General features: G+C 73.2%; 19 protein-coding genes. 8 read left to right on the top strand and 11 right to left on the bottom strand.

Going from position 1 to position 18,639, the window contains the following annotated elements; translation table 11 throughout:
* The first annotated feature begins 212 nt into the window (after positions 1–212).
* From ACFYY2_RS20415 to ACFYY2_RS20405, 3 genes are read left to right on the top strand one after another with little or no spacing between them, the layout of a single operon-like run.
* The gene (locus ACFYY2_RS20415; protein ID WP_388744800.1) at positions 213–881 is read left to right on the top strand and encodes a DUF4097 family beta strand repeat-containing protein; all 669 of its coding nucleotides are present in this window, start codon (positions 213–215) and stop codon (positions 879–881) included.
* 14 nt (positions 882–895) lie between these two features.
* Positions 896–1,873: an ATP-binding cassette domain-containing protein gene (locus ACFYY2_RS20410; RefSeq protein WP_388744797.1), complete on the top strand. Its 978-nt coding sequence runs from the start codon at positions 896–898 to the stop codon at positions 1,871–1,873.
* A complete protein-coding gene (locus tag ACFYY2_RS20405; RefSeq protein WP_388744794.1) occupies positions 1,870–2,655 on the top strand; it encodes an ABC transporter permease in 786 nt (261 codons plus the stop codon). Before ACFYY2_RS20410 ends, ACFYY2_RS20405 begins: the two co-directional genes overlap by 4 nt.
* A 200-nt stretch (positions 2,656–2,855) precedes the next feature.
* Here ACFYY2_RS20405 and ACFYY2_RS20400 read toward each other — a convergent pair whose 3' ends face one another.
* From ACFYY2_RS20400 to ACFYY2_RS20375, 6 genes are all read right to left on the bottom strand, one after another.
* A complete protein-coding gene (locus ACFYY2_RS20400) occupies positions 2,856–3,872 on the bottom strand; it encodes a glycoside hydrolase family 6 protein (RefSeq protein ID WP_388744791.1) in 1,017 nt (338 codons plus the stop codon).
* A 294-nt stretch (positions 3,873–4,166) separates the two neighbouring features.
* The gene (locus ACFYY2_RS20395; RefSeq protein WP_388744788.1) at positions 4,167–4,841 is read right to left on the bottom strand and encodes a class F sortase; all 675 of its coding nucleotides are present in this window, start codon (positions 4,839–4,841) and stop codon (positions 4,167–4,169) included.
* A gap of 1 nt (position 4,842) precedes the next feature.
* A complete protein-coding gene (locus ACFYY2_RS20390) occupies positions 4,843–5,403 on the bottom strand; it encodes a hypothetical protein (RefSeq protein ID WP_388744785.1) in 561 nt (186 codons plus the stop codon).
* 66 nt (positions 5,404–5,469) lie between these two features.
* Positions 5,470–6,264, bottom strand: coding sequence for an HAD-IIA family hydrolase (locus ACFYY2_RS20385; RefSeq protein WP_103514844.1), 795 nt, complete (start codon positions 6,262–6,264; stop codon positions 5,470–5,472).
* A 142-nt stretch (positions 6,265–6,406) separates the two neighbouring features.
* On the bottom strand, positions 6,407–7,276 hold the full coding sequence (locus tag ACFYY2_RS20380; RefSeq protein WP_388744782.1) for a hypothetical protein: 870 nt from the start codon (positions 7,274–7,276) through the stop codon (positions 6,407–6,409).
* A gap of 237 nt (positions 7,277–7,513) precedes the next feature.
* Positions 7,514–8,644 carry an ROK family protein gene (locus ACFYY2_RS20375; protein ID WP_388744780.1) on the bottom strand — a complete coding sequence of 377 codons (1,131 nt, stop codon included), beginning with the start codon at positions 8,642–8,644 and terminating at the stop codon, positions 7,514–7,516.
* A 56-nt stretch (positions 8,645–8,700) separates the two neighbouring features.
* On the opposite strand from ACFYY2_RS20375, the gene ACFYY2_RS20370 reads away from it, so the two are divergent.
* Both ACFYY2_RS20370 and ACFYY2_RS20365 read left to right on the top strand, forming a co-directional pair.
* Positions 8,701–9,807, top strand: coding sequence for a Gfo/Idh/MocA family oxidoreductase (locus ACFYY2_RS20370; RefSeq protein ID WP_388744777.1), 1,107 nt, complete (start codon positions 8,701–8,703; stop codon positions 9,805–9,807).
* Entirely contained in the window at positions 9,804–10,283 is a 480-nt protein-coding gene (locus tag ACFYY2_RS20365; RefSeq protein WP_388744774.1) for a heme-degrading domain-containing protein, read from the top strand. The genes ACFYY2_RS20370 and ACFYY2_RS20365 overlap by 4 nt, the downstream gene beginning before the upstream one ends.
* Before the next feature lie 84 nt (positions 10,284–10,367).
* Here the strand turns inward: ACFYY2_RS20365 and ACFYY2_RS20360 are convergent, their stop codons facing one another.
* From ACFYY2_RS20360 to ACFYY2_RS20345, 4 genes are all read right to left on the bottom strand, one after another.
* On the bottom strand, positions 10,368–11,228 hold the full coding sequence (locus tag ACFYY2_RS20360; protein ID WP_388744772.1) for a fumarylacetoacetate hydrolase family protein: 861 nt from the start codon (positions 11,226–11,228) through the stop codon (positions 10,368–10,370).
* Between the two features lie 141 nt (positions 11,229–11,369).
* Complete coding sequence (locus ACFYY2_RS20355; RefSeq protein WP_388744769.1) at positions 11,370–12,140, bottom strand: YidC/Oxa1 family membrane protein insertase; 771 nt, start codon at positions 12,138–12,140, stop codon at positions 11,370–11,372.
* 83 nt (positions 12,141–12,223) lie between these two features.
* Positions 12,224–12,556 carry a DUF6412 domain-containing protein gene (locus ACFYY2_RS20350; RefSeq protein ID WP_388744766.1) on the bottom strand — a complete coding sequence of 111 codons (333 nt, stop codon included), beginning with the start codon at positions 12,554–12,556 and terminating at the stop codon, positions 12,224–12,226.
* A 43-nt stretch (positions 12,557–12,599) separates the two neighbouring features.
* Positions 12,600–13,133: a winged helix-turn-helix transcriptional regulator gene (locus tag ACFYY2_RS20345; RefSeq protein WP_388744764.1), complete on the bottom strand. Its 534-nt coding sequence runs from the start codon at positions 13,131–13,133 to the stop codon at positions 12,600–12,602.
* 138 nt (positions 13,134–13,271) lie between these two features.
* On the opposite strand from ACFYY2_RS20345, the gene ACFYY2_RS20340 reads away from it, so the two are divergent.
* The 3 genes from ACFYY2_RS20340 to ACFYY2_RS20330 all read left to right on the top strand — a co-directional run bounded on the left by ACFYY2_RS20340 (position 13,272) and on the right by ACFYY2_RS20330 (position 16,286).
* On the top strand, positions 13,272–14,666 hold the full coding sequence (locus ACFYY2_RS20340) for an MFS transporter (protein WP_388744761.1): 1,395 nt from the start codon (positions 13,272–13,274) through the stop codon (positions 14,664–14,666).
* Between the two features lie 217 nt (positions 14,667–14,883).
* Positions 14,884–15,891: an SEC-C domain-containing protein gene (locus ACFYY2_RS20335; RefSeq protein WP_388744758.1), complete on the top strand. Its 1,008-nt coding sequence runs from the start codon at positions 14,884–14,886 to the stop codon at positions 15,889–15,891.
* A 182-nt stretch (positions 15,892–16,073) separates the two neighbouring features.
* Positions 16,074–16,286 carry a DUF4287 domain-containing protein gene (locus ACFYY2_RS20330; RefSeq protein WP_388744755.1) on the top strand — a complete coding sequence of 71 codons (213 nt, stop codon included), beginning with the start codon at positions 16,074–16,076 and terminating at the stop codon, positions 16,284–16,286.
* Between the two features lie 34 nt (positions 16,287–16,320).
* Here the strand turns inward: ACFYY2_RS20330 and ACFYY2_RS20325 are convergent, their stop codons facing one another.
* The gene (locus ACFYY2_RS20325) at positions 16,321–18,618 is read right to left on the bottom strand and encodes a SpoIIE family protein phosphatase (RefSeq protein WP_388744751.1); all 2,298 of its coding nucleotides are present in this window, start codon (positions 18,616–18,618) and stop codon (positions 16,321–16,323) included.
* Positions 18,619–18,639 lie beyond the last annotated feature (21 nt).

The following is an 18,639-nucleotide window of genomic DNA, read 5'->3' as shown; positions in this document are numbered from 1 at the left end:
TCCGTGAGGCCCCGACTATAGCGTTCACCTTCATGCCATTGCAACGAACATGGCCCGCGCGTTGCATTAGCCTGCAGCGCCATTGCAACAAAATAGCCGCAACGACCTGCCATTACGGGCTCGTTGTGCGACAACGTCATTGCCGGGACTGCGAACGCAACGTAGCGTTTCACCTATCAGAAACACGGAGCACGCAGCCCGAGGAGCACACCATGCAGAAGTTCGACACCCCCGCCCCGGTCTCGGTCGTCGTCGACGTCCCCGCGGGACGCATCCGGTTCATCGCCGCCGACCGCGCCGACACCGTCGTCGAGGTCCTCCCGGCGGACGCCTCGAAGAGCCGCGACGTGAAGGCGGCCGAGCAGACCGAGGTCGTCCACGCCGACGGAGTCCTGCGGATCGACGCCTCGACCGCGAAGAACCGCGTCCTCGGCACTTCCGGATACGTCGAGGTGACGGTCCGGCTGCCCGTCGGCTCGCACGTCGAGGCGAAGGCCGCCGACGCCGAACTCCGGGGCGTCGGAAGGCTCGGCGACGTCACGTTCGACAGCGCGCAGGCCACCGTCAAGCTCGACGAGGCCGCGACCGCCCGCCTCACCGTCCTCGCCGGCGACATCACGGTCGGGCGCCTCGGCGGCCCGGCCGAGATCAGCACCAGCAAGGGCGACATCACCGTCACCGAAGCGCTGCACGGCACCGTCACCCTGCGCACCGACAAGGGCGACATCACGGCCGGCGCCGCCCGCGGGATCTCCGCCTCTCTGGACGCCGGCACCGCCTACGGCCGGATCGACAACGCGCTCAGGAACACCGACGGCACTCCCGACCTCACCATCCACGCGACCACCTCTTACGGCGACATCACCGCCCGCAGCCTCTAGAAGGAGCTCTCCCCATGACGAACATGGCCATCACCGCACACGGGTTGCACAAGTCGTACGGCGACAGGACCGTCCTGGACGGCATCGACCTGGCGGTACCCGAGGGCACCGTCTTCGCCCTCCTCGGTCCGAACGGGGCCGGCAAGACCACCGCCGTCAAGATCCTCTCCACCCTCGTCACCGCCGACGCCGGCGAACTGCGCGTCGCGGGCCACGACCTGGCCTCCGACCCGCAGGCGGTGCGTGCGGCAATCGGGGTGACCGGTCAGTTCTCCGCCGTCGACGGACTCATCACCGGCGAGGAGAACATGCTCCTCATGGCAGACCTGCACCACCTGCCCAAGGCCGAGGGACGCCGCACCACCGCCGAACTCCTCGAACGCTTCGACCTCACCGACGCCGCGAAGAAACCCGCCTCCACCTACTCCGGCGGCATGAAACGACGCCTCGACATCGCCATGACCCTCGTCGGCAGCCCCCGCGTCATCTTCCTCGACGAACCCACCACCGGCCTCGACCCCCGCAGCCGCCACACCATGTGGCAGATCATCCGACAACTCGTCACCGACGGCGTCACCGTCCTCCTCACCACCCAGTACCTCCAGGAAGCCGACGAACTCGCCGACCGCATCGCCGTACTCCACAACGGCACCATCGCCGCCCAAGGCACCCCCGCCGAACTCAAACGCCTCATCCCCGGCGGCCACGTCCGACTGCGCTTCACCGACCCCACCGCCTACCGCACAGCCACCACCACCCTCACCCCCACCACCCACGACGACGAAGCCCTCACCCTCACCCTCCCCTCCGACGGCAGCCAGCACGACCTGCGCACCATCCTCGACCGCCTCGACACCCACCACATCCACGCCGACGAACTCACCGTCCACACCCCCGACCTCGACGACGTCTTCTTCGCCCTCACCAGCCCCACCCTCCCCACACAGACCAACCCCGACCACCCCAACCAGCCCAAGGAGACAGCCCGATGAGCAGCCTCACCCTCGCCGCCCGCGACTCGGCCACCATGCTGCGCCGCAACCTGCTGCACGCACGGCGCTACCCGTCGCTCACCCTGAACCTGCTGCTCACCCCGATCATGCTGCTCCTGCTCTTCGTGTACGTCTTCGGAGACACCATGAGCGCCGGCATCGGGGGCGGCGGGCGGGGCGCCTACATCGCGTACATCGTCCCGGGCCTGCTGCTGATGACCATCGGCTCCACCGTCGTCGGGGCCGCGGTGTCGGTCTGCACCGACATGGCCGAGGGCCTCATGGCCCGCTTCCGCACCATGGCCATCCACCGGGGCTCCGTGATCATCGGGCACGTCATCGGCAGCGTCCTCCAGTCGCTCGCCAGCGTGGTCCTCGTCGGTGCCGTCGGTGTGGCCATCGGCTTCAGATCCACCGACGCCACCGCCCTGGAGTGGCTCGCGGCCTTCGGGCTCCTCGCCCTGTTCGCCCTGGCCCTCACCTGGATCGCGGTGGGGATGGGCATGGCCAGCCCGAACGCGGAGGCCGCCGGCAACAGCGCGATGCCGCTGATCCTGCTGCCTCTCATCTCCAGCGCCTTCGTCCCGCTGGACTCCATGCCCGGCTGGTTCCGGCCGATCGCGGAGTACCAGCCCTTCACCCCCGCAATCGAGACCCTGCGCGGACTCCTCCTCGGCACCGAGATCGGCGACAACGGGTGGATCGCCGTCGCCTGGTGCCTGGGCCTCACGGTCCTGGGCTACCGCTGGTCGAAGGCACAGTTCGACCGCGACCCCAGGTAGGCGCCATGAGCACGCGGGCCACCGCCCCGCACCGGTCCACCCGAAGGCGGCGCACACCGGCACCACCCGGGTCTGCGCCGCCGCCTCTCCTCGCGGCCGCCCCACCACCGGGCCACCGCCCGGCGCACCACGTCACTTCCCGGACAGCCACCAGGCCTGCCGGTCGAGGGCCCGCACGACGGGGCACCCGGCCGGCGGGCCTACTTTCTACTGGCACGGGCCAGTCCCAGCGCGTATTCGGGCCACCAGTCGCCCGCCTTCGGCCCGCCCCGGCACTCGCCGTCCGACTCGCCGGGCCGCTTGATCCACAGGTAGGCGTCCACCAGTGCGTCGCCCGTCTCCGTCGTCGGCGGCTCGCCGAGGGCGCGGCCGGGCGGGTTGCACCAGGACTCCGCGGGATCGCCCCCCTCGTAGGGCCCGTTGCCGTTGCGGCTGGTGTCGATCACGAACGGCTTGCCGCCGACCTTCGCCGACAGCCGCTTGCCGAACTCCGTGCTCTCGGCCGTCGTACGGAAGTTGGAGACGTTCACCGCGAACCCGTCCGCCGCATCGATGCCGGCCCGCCGCAGCGGCTCGAACAGGGCGTCGGGCGCCTGCCATCCGGCGTTGCCCGCGTCGATGTACACCGTGGTGCGGGGCTGTCGCTTCAGGCGTTCGACCGCGCCCTTGAGCAGACCGTAGCGCTCCGCATGGTGCTTCCGCGGGGTGCAGCCGTCGACCAGGTGCAGCACGGCGTCCGGTTCCAGGACCACCGTGGCCCGGCGGTCGCCGATGCCCTGCGCGACGCCGTCCAGCCAAGCGCGGTACGCGTCGCCGTCGGCGGCCCCGCCCCGCGAGTACTGGCCGCAGTCCCGGTGCGGGATGTTGTAGAGGACGAGGACCGCCTCCCGGCCGGCCCGCTCGGCCGCCTCGGTGAGGCCCTGTGCCGCGCCCCGGGGGTCCTCCGGGCGGAGCCACTCGGCCACGGGCCGCTCGGCGATCCTGCGGATCAGTTCGGCGTCACCCCGCTCGCCGTCCTCGGCGTAGGCGTCGGCCTGACGTGCGGCGTTCCCTTCGGGGTTGACCCAGTACGGGGTCTCCTCCCGGGCCTGCCGGTCTGCGGCGGGCGGGGTGTCCGCCGACCGGTCGTCGTCGGGCGGGGAGCATCCGGCGACCAGCAGGAGGGCCCCCATCCCGGTTGCGGCGCTCGCCCGCAGCCGGGTGCAACTGCCGTACATCCACTCCCCCTTGTGCCGGTGCGCCCCCGTCCGGCCATCCAAGCACAACGGTCCGGACGCCGGACGCTCCCGCCCGGATCCGGACAACCTGCCAGAAAATCACTGGGCCGCGCGGGGCGGCCGTCCTAGAGTGTCGTGTCGGCGAGCCGGCACGAACCTCCCGATCTCCCACGCAGCGTCCGGGTCACTCCCGCGGCCCGGACGTCGTGGTCGAGGACCGGCCCGGCCGGCGGCTCCAGGGGGAGCGGGCACCGGCCGGGCCGGGTCGTCTCCGGACACCCGGCACCGGGGTCCTCAGACGCGGCTCTTCGCGCCGGTCCTCTCGTCCGTCAGGTAGGCGGAGACGACGACGTTGGCCGTGTACGCGTGGGCCTCGCGGTCGTACGTCCCGCCGCAGGTGATCAGGCGGAGCTCGGCCCGGCCGTCCTCACGGGGCCCGTACGCCTTCTGCGCGTCGAAGCGTTCCCGGGTGAAGACCTGGACGTCGTCGATGGTGAACTCGGCGACCTTGCCGTCGGACCGGCTCACCCGGACCTTCTCGCCGGGACGGGCCGCGCTGAGTCCGTAGAAGACGGCGGGCTTCGTCTCGGTGTCCACGTGGCCCACGAAGATCGCGGCGCCCTCGGTCCCGGGTTCGGTGCCGTCGGCGTACCAGCCGACGTCCTTCGGCTTGGCGAACGGCGGTGGCTCGATCGCCCCCTCGCCGTCCAGCCCGCGCCGTACGATGCCCGCGTCGATCCCGAGGGAGGGGATCTCGACCCGTTGCGGCGCGGCCCCGTCGAGGGGGTCGTGGGCGGGGGGCAGCGGGACGCCCAGGGGGCGTCCGACCGCGGCGACGTCACCGGTCGTGGGGGCCGAGTTCCCGGCGGTGGCCGCGCGGCCCCACAGCCACAGTCCCAGCAGGAGTACGGCCCACGCGACACCGGTGAGCAGGCGTCCGGTTCCGGCGGGGCGTTCCGTGGCGGTCATGTCAGTGCTGGGCCGTACGGCGGCGGCGCGTGCTGCGGAACGCGACGGCCACGGCGGCGACGGCGCCGAGTCCGAGTCCGATCACCGCGTGCCGGGTGCCGGGGCCCTCGGACGCGGCCTTCTCGGCGAGTGCGGCGGTGCCTCCGCCGCCGGCCCGGACCGGGGCGACGGGCGAGGGGCGGCCGTGGTGCACGACGGTGACCGTGCCGGTCGCCCTGCCGTGACCGTCCTTGCAGGTCACCCAGATCTCGTAGTCGTCGGGCGCCGCGTCGCGGCGGATCCGGGCCGTCGCGGAGAGGCCCTTCCCGCCGGCCGGGGCGAAGTGCGCCTCGGAGGCGAACGCCTCGGAGTTGCCCCGGGCCGACCTGCCCTTGCCGCAGACGTCGACCCAGAGCTCCACCTCCCCGCCCGGGGAGACGCGGGACGGGTCGACGGAGACCGTCCCGGAGCGCTTCTCGTCCCTGGAGTCGTCGGCCTTCGACTCCGCCAGGGCGGTGGACGCGGGAAGGGCTATCGTCGCGGCCGCGACGGCGGCACAGAATGTGATGGGCAGTGAACGCATCGTAAACCTCCTGAGGGAAGGTTCACGCGTGGGGCGGCATCCCGCATCCGCAGTCGGCCGGTCGGGTTACGGCAGCGGGAGGTCCACCAGGTCGACCAGGTCGGCGATCGAGTCGACGACCGTGGACGGCCGGAAGGGGTAGCGGTCCATGTCCGCCTCGGTGGTGAGCCCGGTGAGGACCAGGAAGGTCTGCATCCCGGCCTCCAGCCCGGCGAGCACGTCGGTGTCCATCCGGTCGCCGATCATGGCCGAGGTCTCGGAGTGCGCGCCGATGGCGTTGAGGCCGGTGCGCATCATCAGCGGGTTGGGCTTGCCGGCGAAGTACGGTGCCTTGCCCGTGGCCTTGGTGATCAGGGCGGCGACCGAGCCGGTCGCGGGCAGCGGGCCCTCGGCGGACGGGCCGGTCTCGTCCGGGTTGGTGCAGATGAAGCGGGCGCCGCCGTTGATCAGCCGGATGGCCTTGGTGAGCGCCTCGAAGCTGTAGGTGCGGGTCTCGCCGAGGACGACGTAGTCGGGTTCGTGGTCGGTGAGGACGTAGCCGATGTCGTGCAGCGCGGTGGTGAGCCCGGCCTCGCCGATGACGTACGCCGTGCCGCGCGGCCGCTGGTCGTCCAGGAACTGGGCGGTCGCCAGGGCGGAGGTCCAGATGTTCTCCACGGGCACGTCCAGGCCCATGCGCTTGAGGCGGGCGTGCAGGTCGCGGGCGGTGTAGATGGAGTTGTTCGTGAGGACGAGGAACGGCAGACCGGAATCCCGCAGCCGCTTGATGAAGGCGTCGGCCCCGGGGATCGGCGTGCCCTCGTGGATGAGGACACCGTCCATGTCGGTCAGCCAGGATTCGATCGGCTTGCGCTCTGCCATGTGACGGGCTCCTGCCGTAGGCGCTGTGCGCTCGGGGTGCTGGACGCCGGCGGCACCGCGCTGTGCAGCGCCGACGCCCCGATTTTAGGCCGCCCGCTCCGCCGGAAGGAACCGTTTGATCAGGGGGAACCTCCGGTACGGATCACCGGTGCGCCGACCGGAGCCGTCGCGCGAGGACCATGGCGGCGCCTCCCGCGAGGACGAGCGCCCCGGCGGCGAGACCTGCCGGGAGCGCCCGCGTCCGTCCGGTGCGGGCGAGTTCGGGCCGGTCCTCGCCCGTCGCGTCGCGCATGCCCTGGGTGTCCGCGGGCGCCTCTGTGCCGCTGTCGACGATGGCGAAGGTGTACGCCGCCGACTCCCCCACCCACTCCCCGTCGGCCGTCTCGCCGTCGGCTCCCGGGTCGTCCTGGGCGGTGCGCCGCTGGACGATGGCCGCGCGGGCCGTGACCTCGCCCGGCAGGGTGTCGGAGGTGAAGGCCATCCGCACCTCGACGGTGACCGTCTTCCTCGCCGGGACGGTGAAGCCGGGGAAGTCGTCGTCCTGCTCCCCGCCGCCGAAGACGCCGATCTGCTCGTCGCGTTCGGTGGACTCCCAGCTCACCCGGTGTTCCTCGTCGGGGTGGGCGCGCTCGGTGAACTCCAGCTGGATCTGTTCGGCCGTCAGCCTCCGGTCCTCGTCGGTGAGCACCAGGACCGGGTGGATGGAGTGGCAGGCCCGGGCCGTGGTGTTCGTCAGGTCGAGGTACCAGGTGCCGTAGCCGCCGCCGGAGGCGTAGGTGTCGGGCCCGCCGTGGATGCGGGTCTCGATGGGGAAGTCCTCGGCGGCCGGGTCGCCGCAGCCGGGCAGCTCCGGGCCCGCGACCACGGCACCGGCCGTGGCGGGGGCCGTGACCGGGATGGCGATGGCGGCCGGAACACCGAGGAGACCGGCCGGGACGACGAGGCCGGCGGCCAGTCCGAGCCGGGTGAGGGCGCGGCCGTCGCGCAGTCGTGCGGGTGGTCTGGTGGGCATAGGGGGTCACCCTTTGCTTCTCGCGAACGGTCGGGGGCGGGGCCGCCGGCCGTGGCGGCGCTGCCGTGCGCGGCCGGACGCCGGGGCCGGGGCCCGCGTGTCAGTGCCCGACGCTGCCACGCACCCGCGGGGGGAGCCACCCGCGGACGGCGTACACCGCCCGTTCGGGCGTCGAAGTCCGCCCGACCGGCCGTGCGGGGCAGACCGCGGGGCGCCGTCTCGCCACCCCGCGCGGGGTCAGGCGATCGCGCCGCCGTCCTCCCCGGCACGGCCGAAGAGCGGGGCGAGGACCAGGTGCGCGGCTCCCTCGGCGACCGGCCGGTCGCCGCCGCCCGCCACGGTGACGGGCACGGCGGTGCCCGTGCCCTCGCGCCGGGCGCGCTCCTCGATGACCGCGCGGACCCCGTTCACATAGGCGTCCTCGTCCTCGGCGACCGTACGGCCGCCGAGGACGACCCGGTCGATGTCGAGGAGCCCGACGAGGTTGGCGGCTCCCGCGCCGAGGACCCTGGCCGCTTCGGCGATGTCCCCGCGGGCGGCGGCGGCGAGGCAGAGGGCCTCGATGCAGCCGCGCCCGCCGCAGTCGCACGGCGGCCCGTCCAGCTGCAGGGTCTGGTGGCCGAACTCGCCGGCGCCGGTGCGCGCTCCGCGGTGCACGGTCCCGCCGAGGACGAGTCCGGCGCCGAGGCCGGTGCCCAGGTGGAGATAGGCGAAGTCGGCGTCGGCCGGTTCGCGCAGGGCGAGGCCGAGGGCGGCGGCGTTGGTGTCCTTGTCGACGACGACGGGCAGTCCCGTGTGCGCGGCGAGGGCGTCGCGCAGCGGGTACCCGTCCCACCGGGGGAAGCCCGTGACCCGGTGCAGCACGCCCTCGCGGTGGTCCAGCGGGCCGGGGAGCGCCGCGCCCACGCCGACGACGCGGCGGTCCTCGGTCCGGGGGACGTCCGCACGTACCGTCTGCACCGCGTGGGCCGCCGTCGCCAGGACCTCGGGGGCGGGGGCTCCGAGGTCGAGCGGGAAGGTGCGGGTGGCGACCGTCGTGCCGGCGAGGTCGGCCAGGACGGCGGTGAGTTCGTCGCGGTCCAGGTGCAGGCCGACCGCGTATCCGGCGTCGGGGACGAGCCGCAGCACGGTGCGGGGCTTGCCGCCGGTGGAGGCGAGTCGGCCGGCTTCCGCGGCGAGGCCCTCGGTCCGCAGTCTGGCGGTGATCTTGCTGACGGCCTGCGGGGTGAGTCCGGTGCGCTCGGCGAGCTCCAGCCTGCTGATGCCCTGCTCACCGGCCGTGCGCAGCAGGTCGAGCACGAGCGAGGCGTTGTGGTGGCGCAGGGCCGGAAGATTCGCCCCGCCGCTCCTGCTGCTGCTCCTGTTCACCGCACCATTGTGCCTATCGCTTGCACTTTGGCAACAGCGTTGCTTAAGTGGTTCGCATGACTGTCCACGCTCCTCTCCGCGTCGGGCTCGTCGGCTACGGCCTGGCGGGTTCCGTCTTCCACGCCCCGCTGGTCTCCGCGACCGAGGGCCTCGTCCTCGACACGGTCGTCACCTCGAACGAGGAGCGGCGGGCCCAGGCCCGCGCCGAGTTCCCCGACGTGCGCCTCGCGGCCTCGCCCGACGAGCTGTGGCCGCGCGCGGACGAGCTGGACCTGATCGTGATCGCCTCGCCGAACAAGTCCCATGTGCCGCTCGCACGGGCGGCGCTGGAAGCGGGTCTTCCGGTGGTCGTGGACAAGCCGATCGCCGGCACCGCCGCCGAGGCCCGTGAGCTGGCCGCGCTCGCCGCTGAGCGCGGCCTCCTGCTCTCGGTCTTCCAGAACCGCCGCTGGGACAACGACTTCCTCACGCTGGCCGGCCTGATCCAGGACGGCGAGCTGGGCGAGGTCCAGCGCTTCGAGTCCCGCTTCGAGCGGTGGCGTCCGCAGCTGAAGGGCGGCTGGCGCGAGTCGGGCGATCCGGAGGAGATCGGCGGACTGCTCTACGACCTGGGCAGCCACATCGCCGACCAGGCACTGACCCTGTTCGGGCCCGCGGTCCAGGTGTACGCGGAGTCCGACGTGCGCCGCCCGGGTGCGGCCGCCGACGACGACACGTTCATCGCGATCACCCACGCGAACGGCGTCCGCTCGCACCTGTACGCCTCCGCCACCACCGCCCAGCTCGGCCCGCGCTTCCGGGTGCTCGGCTCGAAGGCGGGTTACGTGAAGTACGGCCTGGACCCGCAGGAGGCCGCCCTGCGCGAGGGGCAGCGCCCGCGCGCCGGGGCGCCGTGGGGCGAGGAGCCGGCGGAGCTGTGGGGCCGGGTCGGTTCGGGCGAGTCCCCGCTGACCGGCGGCGGCGATCCCGTCCGCACCCTGCCGGGCGACTATCCCGCGTACTACGCCGCGATCGCCGCCGCCCTGCGCGGCGAGGGCGAGAACCCCGTGACGGCCCTGCAGGCCGCGGCCACGCTGGAGGTCCTCGAAGCCGCGCGGCGCTCCGCTCGCGAGGGCACGTCCATGACCCTCACCCCCCACCACGACGAGGAGCGGCACGCATGAACACCGGTGCTCCCACCATTTCCGAGCTGATCGCGCAGGAGCGCCGCCTGACGCTCCCGCACTTCGGTTACGACGACGCGTACGCGCTGGGCGGCCTGCTGGTCACGCTGGCCCGCGAGCGGCACGCCCCCGTCGCCATCGACATCCGGCGCGGCGGCCAGCAGCTGTTCCACGCCGCGCTGCCCGGTTCGAGCGCGGACAACGACGCCTGGATCGACCGCAAGCGCAAGGTGGTGGAGCGGTACGGCGAGAGCTCCTACCTCGTCGGCACGCGGTTCCGTGCCAAGGGCACCACCTTCGAGGACTCCTCCCGGCTGGACCCGGACGTCTACGCCGCGCACGGCGGGTCGTTCCCCATCGCGGTGGAGGGCGCGGGCGTGATCGGCACGGTCACGGTCTCCGGTCTCCCGCAGGCCGAGGACCACGCACTGGTGGTGGAGGCGCTGGAGCGCTTCACGGCCGGGCCGCAGGCCTGAGGACCACCGTGGACGAACGGCCGCCGGGAGACCCCGGCGGCCGTTCGCGCACGTGCGCCCCTGCGGCGAGGGCCGCGTGGGGACTCAGGCGTCCTTGAGTTCCTGGCGCTGGCGCCCCAGCCCCTCGACCTCCAGCTCCACGACGTCGCCCGCCCGGAGGTAGGGCTTCGGCTCGGGCCGGCCCATGGCCACGCCGGCCGGGGTGCCGGTGTTGATGACGTCGCCGGGGTAGAGCGTCATGAAGTGGCTCAGGTAGCGGACGACCTCGCCGACCGGGAAGATCTGCCGGGCCGTCGTGCCGTCCTGCTTCAGTTCCCCGTTGACCCAGAGTTTCAGGGGCAGCGCCTGCGGGTCGGCCACCTCGTCGGCCGTGACGAGCCAGGGCCCGAGCGGGTTGAACGTCTCGCAGTTCTTGCCCTTGTCCCAGGTGCCGCCGCGCTCTATCTGGAACTCCCGCTCGGAGACGTCGTGCGACGTCGCGTACCCGGCGATGTGACCGAGCGCCTCCTCGGCGGAATCCAGGTAGCGGGCGGTGCGGCCGATGACGACGGCGAGCTCGACCTCCCAGTCGGTCTTGCGGCTGCCGCGCGGCACGAGCACGGTGTCGTCCGGGCCCACCACGGTGTCCGGCGCCTTGAAGAACAGGATCGGTTCGTCCGGGATGGCCGCGCCGGTCTCGGCCGCGTGGTCGTGGTAGTTCAGCCCGATGCACACGATCTTGCCGATCCGGGCGAGCGGCGGACCGATGCGCAGTCCGCCGGCGTCCAGCGCGGGCAGCGCCTCGGGCGTGCCCGCCGCCTCCCGCACCCGGGCCAGGGCCGCGGCGTCGGCGAGCAGCCCGCCGTCGATGTCGGTGACGAGGCCCGAGAGGTCGCGCAGGGTCCCGTCACGGTCAAGCAGCGCGGGGCGTTCCGCGCCCGCCGTACCCACTCGAAGCAGCTTCAACGGTCCATCTCCCCTTGGTCGAGGTCGAGCCCGTCGATGGGTTGCGGCCAGCGAGGGCTTGGCCGATCCTCCAAGACATCGGATCACCCCGCAAGACCCCGTTCACACACTGGACCCGCTCACACACTGGCCACCGCTCCCTCAGACGGCGGGGGCGAGTGCGGCCTCCGCCGCCGGGACGTCGCGGTAGAGGTAGGCCCTCTCGATGGCGGTCCAGGTGGTGCTGGTGACGATGTACAGCGCGGCGGCCAGCGGCACGAAGGCCACCGAGAAGAGCGTCAGGAACGACATCAGCGGCATCACCTTCGTCATCGCGCCCATGCCGGGCACGGGCTGCCCGTCAGGGCCGGTGGCGGGCGCGACCGGGTTGGCGGCCATCTGCCGCTTGGTCCGGCCGTAGTTGAAGGTGGCGACGGCGGCGACGATCGCGAAGAGCGCGAGGTAGACCAGCCCCTGTCCGCCGAAGGGCCCGCCGTCCGCGAGGGCGTTGTGCCAGCGCTCGCCGAGCGGGGCGCCGAGGAGTTCGTGGCCGAGCAGCGAATTGGCCTCGCCGCCGATCTTCTGGCTGGAGAAGACGTGGTAGAGCAGGAAGAAGGCAGGCATCTGGAGGAGGCTCGGCAGGCAGCCGGAGAGCGGGGAGACCTTCTCCTTCGCGTGGAGCTCCATGAGCGCCTTCTGCATCCTGTCGGGGTTCTTGGCGTGCTTCTTGCGCAGCTCGGCGATCTGCGGCTGGAGCTTGGTGCGGGCCTTCTGGCCGCGCGCGGCCGCCCGCGACAGGGGGTGGACGGCGAGCCTGACCAGTGCGGTGAACAGGATGATCGCGGCGGCCGTGGACGCGTGGTGGAAGAGCGGCTGCAGGAGGTCGGCGAACGCGCCGACCAGGTTCGCGAAGGCGGACATGAATGCGGACATGGGTGAGCCCTCCGGGGGTCTCGTCGTGCCGGGATGACTGGAACTCGGCAGGACGAACCGCGCAGAAGGTGCTGAGGGGTGCTCTACGCGGCCGTCAGGAGGGCGGCCCCGGGCGCTCGGGGCCTGCGGCGCCCTCGGGCGTCGGGATCCCGTTGCGGCAGGAACGCGGTGCGCTTCTCGCGGTCGCGCATGGCCGTACGCACCCTGGTCCGGGGCACGGGGCAGGCGCAGCGCGCGTTGATGACGGAGCAGACGAGGAGCGCGGAGCCGGCGGCCGCGGTGGCGGCGAGGGCGACGGCGGCGGAGAGGCTGCCGCCTTCGGCGAGGAGGACCTCGGCGACGAACAGGACCAGGAAGGCGGCGGGGCGGAGCAGGCGGGCGATCCCGCGGCGCACACGGTTCGTGTTGTCGCTCATCGGCCCTCCCGTTCACTTCGCGGCCGTATGTGTCCTTCAGCCGTTATACACGATCGGCGTCCAGCGGCCGAAGCAGTCGCCGGGGCGCGAGCAGGGCACGGCCGACGGGGTCGCCGGGGTCGGGATCGAGTCCCGCACCGGGCCGCACCTCCACGTCCTCGGGCGGTACGCCGATGCCGCCGCAGGCAGCGCACTGGCCGTACGGACCGAGCTCCGTCCCGCACGTGGCGTGGTGGAAGTAACGCACGGGGGCGGTCCCGTCGACGTGCTCGCGGCCCCAGAGGCCGAGGGAGCGGAGGGTGGGCCACAGCGCCTTGCCCCGGTCGGTGAGGACGTACTCGTCACGCGGGGGCGACTCCTGGTAGCGGTGCTTCGCCAGGACTCCGGCCTCGGTCAGCGTCTGGAGGCGGGCGGCCAGGACGGCGCGCGGGATGCCCAGGTGGCTCAGGAAGTCGTTGTAGCGGCGCACACCGTAGAAGGCGTCGCGCACGACGAGCAGCGTCCAGCGTTCGCCGATCACTTCGAGCGCGCGGGCGATCGAGCACTGCTGTGCCGCGTAGTCCTTGCCGAGAGCCATGGCGCCACTTTACTCCCCGTAGGTTCAATGAATGAACCTTGACGTGTTAGCGTTCAGCCGCCCGGAAGGTTCGCTCATCGAACCGTCCGGGCGCCCGTGAACCCCGGACCCCAGGCGGGCCCACCCCGGAGGGACGTCATGACCCAGCAGTCCGTAGCGGCCGGCCCCGTCGCCGGGCCCCGGCCGGCCCGCCCGCACCGGCCGGGCGCGACCCTGGCCGTGACGAGCGCCGCCACGACCGTCGCGCTGATGAACTTCACCGCGCCGACGACCGCCCTGCCCACCCTCACCGCCGCCTTCTCCACCCCGCCTTCCGCCCAGGCATGGCTGCTCAACGGGACCCCGCTCGGTCTCGCCGTCGTCCTGCTCGTCGCGGGCAGCCTCGCCGACGACTTCGGGCGCCGCCGGATCTTCCTCATCGGCACCCTGGGCCTCGGCCTCACCGCCGGACTCGGCGCCCTGGCCACGGACACCCTCGGCTTCACCCTCGCCCGGGCGGGCCAGGGCGCGGCGAGCGCCGCGATCCTGGCCACCAGCCTCGGCCTGCTGGTCGGCGCGTATCCGGCCGGCCATGCCCGGATCAGGGCGATGGGCGTCTGGGGTGCGTTCGTCAGCGCCGGGATAGCACTCGGCCCCTTGCTGAGCGGTTCGCTCGGCGCCGTCGACTGGCGCCTGACGTATCTCGCGCTGGGCGCCGGCGCCCTCGTCACCGGGGCCTTCGCCTTCCGTGCGCTCGCGGAGTCCCGCACCCCGCGCACCGGCCGCCCCGACCTCGCCGGAGCCGTCGCGCTCGGACTGGCCATGACGGCGCTGCTGACCGCGCTCACCCTCGGCCGGGACGGCTGGCTGCGCGCACCCGTCGGCCTGCTGCTGCTCGCGACGGTGGCCCTGACCGCCGTGTTCGCGGCGGTGGAACGCCGGGCCGCGGCCCCGCTCATCGACCTGGCACTGTTCCGCAGCCGCGCCTTCCTGGCGGCCGGGACCGGCGGACTGTTCACCGGTCTCGCCGTGATCGGGCTGTTCAGCTATCTCCCCACCCTCCTCCAGCACTCACTCTCGCTCTCGTCACTCGACTCGGCCTGGCTGTTCCTGCTCTGGTCGGGCACGTCGTTCGCCGTGGCGCTCCAGGCCCGGCGCCTGGCGGGCCGGGTCGCCGCACGCCACCAGCTCGCCATCGGCTTCGCACTCCACGCGGTGGCGGTGCTTCCGATCCTCGGAATCCTGAGCGGCACACCGGGCGACCCCTCCGGGTCGGTGTGGCTGCGCCTCGTCCCGGCACTGGTCGTCGCGGGCGTGGGCAGCGGCCTGATCAACGCGGCCCTGCCCCGCCTCGCCGTCGAGTCCGTACCCGCCGACCGTGCCGCCATGGGGTCCGGCGCCAACAACACGGCCCGCTACCTCGGCTCCTCCGCCGGGGTGGCCGTGACGATCGCGGTGGCGACCACTCCGGCCGGGGCGAACGGAGCGGTCCTGCTCTCGGCAGGCCTGGCGGTCGTGGCCGTGGTCGCCGTCCTGTTCCTGCGGGAGCGCTGAGCACGCCGGCGGGAGCGCTGAGCACGCCGTACGGCCCGGCGGCGGCCGGGAGCCGTGCCCCGCGCCGGGTCCCACGGGTGGGCGGGTGCCTCCCCGTGCGGGCGGCTCCCTCCCGGGAGGGAGCCGCCGGGCGTTCCCCGGGCGGTCTTCCGGCCTTCACCACCACTCCAGCACGCTCCCTCTCATCCCGCCCCCCTCCCGCAGTACCGTGTGGTCCATGCGCCCCGACACGCCTGCCGACCACACCACCGAAGCCGAGCGCCTGCTGCGCACCGCGGCGCAGTACCCCGAGGACCACGAGCCGCTGTTCCTCCAGGCAGCGGCCCATCTGGAGCTCGCCGGGGACCGCGCCCGCGCGACCACCCTCTACGACGAACTGCTCGGATCGCCCGACATCCCCGTCGAACAGCCGCACCTGGTCAAAGCCCTCAAGGCGGCCAACCTCTGGGAGTACGGCCACGAGGCCGAGGCCCGCGCGATCATCGACGGCATCCGCACGGCCGGCCCGCTGGACGCGGCCCCGTGGGAGATCGCCGCGGAGACCCTCGAAGCCCACGACGAGCTGGAGTCCGCCCACGACTTCTTCTCGACGGCGCTGACCCTACTGATCGCCCCGGGTGAGGAAGTCCCCTACGCGACCCAGTCGTTGCTCATCGGACGGCACCGGGTACGCCGGCTGATGGGCGTCGGTCACGACGCCTGGGACGAACTGGCCGACACCCTGCACACGGCCGCCGTGCCGCTGGACGAGCTGCACGACCCGAAGCGCCTGTGGGCCCTCGGCTCGTCGGACCCGAGCGAGCTGCAGGCGGAGATCAACCGGCTCCGCGCCGAACTGGGCACCTATCGCACGGCGTTGTCCCGCCCCTTCCCCGTCGCGGTGCTGCGCTGGCCCGGTGACGAGCTGCGCGAACTCCTGGCGGCGTACCCGGAACTCACCCAGGAATACCTCTCGCACGAGGACCATCTCGCGCGCCTGGAGGCCGCGTTGCGCGACCTGCACGCGGCGGGCACGCCCAACCTGGGCATCGTGACGGGCACGGTCCCGTCCTACGAGGCGTTCGCCGCGTCGGAGGCCGCCTCGCCCTCCGACCCGGACCTCCTCCCCCAGTACGCCACGACGCTGGCGGCCCGGGGCCGCGCCGTCCCTTGGCCCCCGGCGCGCAGCGCGGCCTGCTGGTGCGGCGCGGAGCGCACGTACCGGGAGTGCCACGGGACGGGCTGAGACGCGGGTGCGCCCGGGCACGTCCGGGCGCACTCCCACACCCGGCCGGACGCAGCCGGACGCGCGTCGCCGCCGCACCGATTCCGTGTCCCACCGATGACTTCCGCGCCCGCCCACGGTCATATGCGCGGTACGGCGCACCGGCGCCGCACGACGGCGAACACGACGGACGGGACGACGGCATGACCGACGCAGTGAAGGGCCCCGCGAGCTACTTCCCCTCGATCGAGAAGAAGTACGGCCGCCCCGTCGCGGAGTGGAAGGACCTCATCCGCTCCTCGCCCCTGACCCGGCACATGGAGATCGTCTCCTGGCTCAAGACGGAACACGGCCTGGGACACGGCCATGCGAACGCCCTGGTCGCGCACACCCTCGCCGAGGACGAGCCCGCGTGAAGCCGGTGTGACCCCCGGCCGGGGACGGGAGCCGTCAGGCGCCGCCCTCCCGGAGCGTCTGCTCGGACCAGACGGTCTTGCCGTCGGCGGCGTAACGGGTGCCCCACAGCGAGGCGAGGTGGGACATGATGAAGAGCCCCCGGCCGCCCTCGTCCACGGCTCCCGCGTACTTCATGTACGGCGCGGTGGTGCTGCCGTCCCGGATCTCGCAGATCAGTCCGCGGTCGAGGATCAGCCGCAGGACCACCGGCGGGGTTCCGTAGCGCACGGCGTTGGTGACGAGCTCGCTGACGATCAGCTCGGTCGCGTCCCCGGTGTCGTCCTCGATGCGCCACTCGGCGAGCGTCTTGGACGTGAGGCGGCGCGCGGTCGCGGGAGCGGTCTTGTCGTAGGGCAGTTCCCACGCGGCGTAGCGGTCCGGGGGCATGGCGTGGGTCCGGGCGAGGAGCAGCGCGGCGCCCCGGAGATCGGCGCTGTCGGGCAGGGAGCGCGCGACGGCGTCGCACAGGTCCTTCAGCGGCCGGTCGGTGGGAGTCAGCGCCTGGCGCAGGGCACCGGAGGACGGCTGGGAGTAGCCCCGCAGCGCGTTGGTGTGGAGCGCGAGCAGGCTGCCTTCCGGGAGCGCGAGGGACACCGCGGCGACGGGCGCCCGGTCCAGCGCCCCGAGCGGCGGCCCGACGGGCAGGCCCACCACGAAGGCGGCGCCGTCCGGCTCGACGACGAGCGGAGCGGGATGACCGGCGGACGCCACGGTCGCCTTCTCGGTGAAGGGGTCGTACACGGCGTACGCGCAGGTCGCGGCCAGTGGCTCACGGTGCAGCGGGTCGCTCTGCGGCAGGTGGGCACGTTCCTCGGCCAGGCGTGCCGCGGTGTCGTACAGCCGCGCGAGGAGCTCGTCGGGCTCCAGGTCCAGCGCCGCGAGGGCGTGGACGACGGTGCGGAGCTGTCCCATGGTGGTGGCCGCGTAGATGCCCCGCTCGGCCACCTCCCCTATGACCAGGGCCGTTCGGGCCCCGGACAGGGCGATCGTGTCGAACCAGTTCCCGGATCCCCCGCCGGGCAGCAGCAGATGATCGCTCTCGACGGCGGGCTGGGGCGCGGGGCTCTGCGGCAGCAGTCTGCGCTGGAGGGCGCTGGCGATGGTGTACTCGTGCACGTACCGGCAGGCGTTGTCGATGCCGAGCGCGGCGCGGGACGCCATCGCGAGGGCCGCGGGCAGGTCCTCCTCGGTGAACGGTTCGGAGGCCCCGCACCGGTAGAGCGTCAGCAGCCCCAGCACCGCCCCGCGTACCGTGAGCGGCGCCACGAGGAGGGTGTGGGCCCCGACGCGGCGGATGGAACCCGCGCGGGCGGGGTCTGCGTCGGCCCAGGTGAGATCGTCCAGGGGCAGGACCCTGGCCCGCAGGTCGGAGACGGCCCGCCGGTAGGGCGTGCCCGCCGGCACCGCGCGGATGTCGCCGATCGGATGGGCGGCCTCGTTCTCCCCCTTGTACCCCGCGCGCCTCATGGGAACATCGGGCCCCAGTGGCCCCGGCTGGGGTGCCTCCCCGCGCAGGACGTCGTCGACGACCTCGACCACACCCACGTCGGCGTAACCGGGCACCAGCGCGCCGACGAGGTCGCGGCAGGTGGCCTCGACGTCCAGGGTGCGGCCCACGGAGTCGCGGACCGCGAGGAGAGCCGTCTCGCGCTGCCGGCGGCGCACCCGGTCGCTGACGTCGACCACCGCGACGGCCGCACCCAGCACACTGCCGCGGGCACCGAGCCGCGTCCCGTGCACCTCCTGGAGCCGGAACGCCGTCAGGGAGAGGGTGCGCGTGCCGCCCGCCACCGCGTCCGGATGCGCCCTGAACGGCTCCTCGACACCGGGCACCCCGGTGCGTATGACCTCGCGCACGAAGGCTTCGACCCGGTCCGGTTCCTCGAAGTCGCACACGGAGCGGAACGGCCGTCCGTGCAGCCGCGCCGTCTCACCCGCCTCGGCGGAGGGGTCGCTGACCCGCAGGACGTCGAGGTCGGGGTCGAGCACATGCAGCCGCACCCGCGCCTGGGTGAACATCACGTCCAGCAGCGCCGTCCCGACCGCGTCACCGCCCCCGCCCTCGTCCGGCGCGGCGGCCCAGAAAGCCCAGTCGGACCCGGCGAGGGGTTCCAGCCGCAGCCCCGTCACCTCGCCGTCACCGGCCGCACGACCGGTGTCACCGGCCAGCACGTCCATGACGTGCAGTCCGAGCGCGTCGGCGGTCGCAGGACCGAAACGCCGCTCGGCCGCCCGGCTCCACCCGGTGACCACTCCGGCCCCGTCCACGACCATCAGGGGCGCATCAGCCATTAGGCAAGCTCCTTAGCCCCC

The sequence above is a fragment of the Streptomyces sp. NPDC001822 genome (assembly GCF_042892135.1).
GTDB lineage: Bacteria > Actinomycetota > Actinomycetes > Streptomycetales > Streptomycetaceae > Streptomyces.
Note: the sequence above shows the minus strand (reverse complement) of the source record. Positions and strands in the feature narration are given on the sequence as shown.

Bases quoted from the DNA above. Each gene is read 5' to 3' on its own strand.
- ACFYY2_RS20415 (WP_388744800.1), top strand. From the start codon at position 213: ATGCAGAAGTTCGACACCCCCGCCCCGGTCTCGGTCGTCGTCGACGTC.
- ACFYY2_RS20410 (WP_388744797.1), top strand. From the start codon at position 896: ATGACGAACATGGCCATCACCGCACACGGGTTGCACAAGTCGTACGGC.
- ACFYY2_RS20405 (WP_388744794.1), top strand. From the start codon at position 1,870: ATGAGCAGCCTCACCCTCGCCGCCCGCGACTCGGCCACCATGCTGCGC.
- ACFYY2_RS20400 (WP_388744791.1), bottom strand. From the start codon at position 3,872: ATGTACGGCAGTTGCACCCGGCTGCGGGCGAGCGCCGCAACCGGGATG.
- ACFYY2_RS20395 (WP_388744788.1), bottom strand. From the start codon at position 4,841: ATGACCGCCACGGAACGCCCCGCCGGAACCGGACGCCTGCTCACCGGT.
- ACFYY2_RS20390 (WP_388744785.1), bottom strand. From the start codon at position 5,403: ATGCGTTCACTGCCCATCACATTCTGTGCCGCCGTCGCGGCCGCGACG.
- ACFYY2_RS20385 (WP_103514844.1), bottom strand. From the start codon at position 6,264: ATGGCAGAGCGCAAGCCGATCGAATCCTGGCTGACCGACATGGACGGT.
- ACFYY2_RS20380 (WP_388744782.1), bottom strand. From the start codon at position 7,276: ATGCCCACCAGACCACCCGCACGACTGCGCGACGGCCGCGCCCTCACC.
- ACFYY2_RS20370 (WP_388744777.1), top strand. From the start codon at position 8,701: ATGACTGTCCACGCTCCTCTCCGCGTCGGGCTCGTCGGCTACGGCCTG.
- ACFYY2_RS20365 (WP_388744774.1), top strand. From the start codon at position 9,804: ATGAACACCGGTGCTCCCACCATTTCCGAGCTGATCGCGCAGGAGCGC.
- ACFYY2_RS20355 (WP_388744769.1), bottom strand. From the start codon at position 12,140: ATGTCCGCATTCATGTCCGCCTTCGCGAACCTGGTCGGCGCGTTCGCC.
- ACFYY2_RS20350 (WP_388744766.1), bottom strand. From the start codon at position 12,556: ATGAGCGACAACACGAACCGTGTGCGCCGCGGGATCGCCCGCCTGCTC.
- ACFYY2_RS20345 (WP_388744764.1), bottom strand. From the start codon at position 13,133: ATGGCTCTCGGCAAGGACTACGCGGCACAGCAGTGCTCGATCGCCCGC.
- ACFYY2_RS20340 (WP_388744761.1), top strand. From the start codon at position 13,272: ATGACCCAGCAGTCCGTAGCGGCCGGCCCCGTCGCCGGGCCCCGGCCG.
- ACFYY2_RS20335 (WP_388744758.1), top strand. From the start codon at position 14,884: ATGCGCCCCGACACGCCTGCCGACCACACCACCGAAGCCGAGCGCCTG.
- ACFYY2_RS20330 (WP_388744755.1), top strand. From the start codon at position 16,074: ATGACCGACGCAGTGAAGGGCCCCGCGAGCTACTTCCCCTCGATCGAG.
- ACFYY2_RS20325 (WP_388744751.1), bottom strand. From the start codon at position 18,618: ATGGCTGATGCGCCCCTGATGGTCGTGGACGGGGCCGGAGTGGTCACC.